The 2,473-nt window shown below is 56.5% G+C and carries 1 rRNA gene (cut by a window edge); it reads right to left on the minus strand.

What is annotated here, in order from left to right:
- Positions 1 to 2,473: ribosomal RNA gene (locus tag AB0910_RS30870) — 23S ribosomal RNA — on the minus strand; its annotated part runs 731 nt beyond the window's last position; the annotation flags it as partial.

Here is a 2,473-nt window from a genome sequence, read left to right on the forward strand (position 1 = left end):
GGACAAGCCCTCGGCCTATTAGTACCGGTCAACTCCACCAGTCACCTGGCTTCCATCTCCGGCCTATCAACCCAGTCGTCTACTGGGAGCCTTACCCCATCAAGTGGGTGGGAGCCCTCATCTCGAAGCAGGCTTCCCGCTTAGATGCTTTCAGCGGTTATCCCTCCCGAACGTAGCCAACCAGCCATGCCCTTGGCAGAACAACTGGCACACCAGAGGTCCGTCCGTCCCGGTCCTCTCGTACTAGGGACAGCCCTTCTCAAGACTCCAACGCGCGCAGCGGATAGGGACCGAACTGTCTCACGACGTTCTAAACCCAGCTCGCGTACCGCTTTAATGGGCGAACAGCCCAACCCTTGGGACCGACTCCAGCCCCAGGATGCGACGAGCCGACATCGAGGTGCCAAACCATCCCGTCGATATGGACTCTTGGGGAAGATCAGCCTGTTATCCCCGGGGTACCTTTTATCCGTTGAGCGACGGCGCTTCCACAAGCCACCGCCGGATCACTAGTCCCGACTTTCGTCCCTGCTCGACCCGTCAGTCTCACAGTCAAGCTCCCTTGTGCACTTACACTCACCACCTGATTACCAACCAGGCTGAGGGAACCTTTGGGCGCCTCCGTTACCCTTTAGGAGGCAACCGCCCCAGTTAAACTACCCATCAGACACTGTCCCTGATCCGGATCACGGACCCAGGTTAGACATCCAGCACGACCAGAGTGGTATTTCAACAACGACTCCACCTGAACTGGCGTCCAAGCTTCACAGTCTCCCACCTATCCTACACAAGCCGAACCGAACACCAATATCAAACTATAGTAAAGGTCCCGGGGTCTTTCCGTCCTGCTGCGCGAAACGAGCATCTTTACTCGTACTGCAATTTCACCGGGCCTATGGTCGAGACAGTCGAGAAGTCGTTACGCCATTCGTGCAGGTCGGAACTTACCCGACAAGGAATTTCGCTACCTTAGGATGGTTATAGTTACCACCGCCGTTTACTGGCGCTTAAGTTCTCAGCTTCGCCAACCCAAAAGATCGACTAACCGGTCCCCTTAACGTTCCAGCACCGGGCAGGCGTCAGTCCGTATACATCGCCTTACGGCTTCGCACGGACCTGTGTTTTTAGTAAACAGTCGCTTCTCGCTGGTCTCTGCGGCCACCCCCAGCTCAAGACGAAAAGTCCATCACCAGGAATGGCCCCCCTTCTCCCGAAGTTACGGGGGCATTTTGCCGAGTTCCTTAACCATAGTTCACCCGAACGCCTCGGTATTCTCTACCAGACCACCTGAGTCGGTTTAGGGTACGGGCCGCCATACAACTCGCTAGAGGCTTTTCTCGACAGCATAGGATCATCCACTTCACCACAATCGGCTCGGCATCAGGTCTCACCCACACACGTGACGGATTTACCTACCACGCGGGCTACACCCTTACCCCGGGACAACCACCGCCCGGGATGGACTACCTTCCTGCGTCACCCCATCACTTACCTACTACCACCTTGGACCAGCGGCTCCACCACTCCCCTCAACTCCGAAGAGATCAGGGCGGCTTCACGGCCTTAGCATCAGAGGATTCGATATTTGACGCCATACAGCGGGTACCGGAATATCAACCGGTTATCCATCGACTACGCCTGTCGGCCTCGCCTTAGGTCCCGACTTACCCTGGGCAGATCAGCTTGACCCAGGAACCCTTAGTCAATCGGCGCACACGTTTCCCACGTGTGAATCGCTACTCATGCCTGCATTCTCACTCGTGAACCGTCCACCACTACCTTCCAGTGCAGCTTCACCCGGCACACGACGCTCCCCTACCCAACCCAACATCCGTTAGGACTATCGCTGGATTGACACGACTTCGGCGGTACGCTTGAGCCCCGCTACATTGTCGGCGCGGAATCACTAGACCAGTGAGCTATTACGCACTCTTTCAAGGATGGCTGCTTCTAAGCCAACCTCCTGGTTGTCTCTGCGACTCCACATCCTTTCCCACTTAGCGCACGCTTAGGGGCCTTAGTCGATGCTCTGGGCTGTTTCCCTCTCGACCATGGAGCTTATCCCCCACAGTCTCACTGCCGCGCTCTCACTTACCGGCATTCGGAGTTTGGCTAAGGTCAGTAACCCGGTAAGGCCCATCGCCTATCCAGTGCTCTACCTCCGGCAAGAAACACACGACGCTGCACCTAAATGCATTTCGGGGAGAACCAGCTATCACGGAGTTTGATTGGCCTTTCACCCCTAACCACAGGTCATCCCCCAGGTTTTCAACCCTGGTGGGTTCGGTCCTCCACGACCTCTTACAGCCGCTTCAACCTGCCCATGGCTAGATCACTCCGCTTCGGGTCTTGAGCATGCTACTCAACCGCCCTCTTCGGACTCGCTTTCGCTACGGCTCCCCCACACGGGTTAACCTCGCAACACACCGCAAACTCGCAGGCTCATTCTTCAAAAGGCACGCAGTCACGACAT

The sequence above is a fragment of the Streptomyces sp. NPDC047002 genome (genome assembly GCF_040704505.1).
GTDB lineage: Bacteria > Actinomycetota > Actinomycetes > Streptomycetales > Streptomycetaceae > Streptomyces.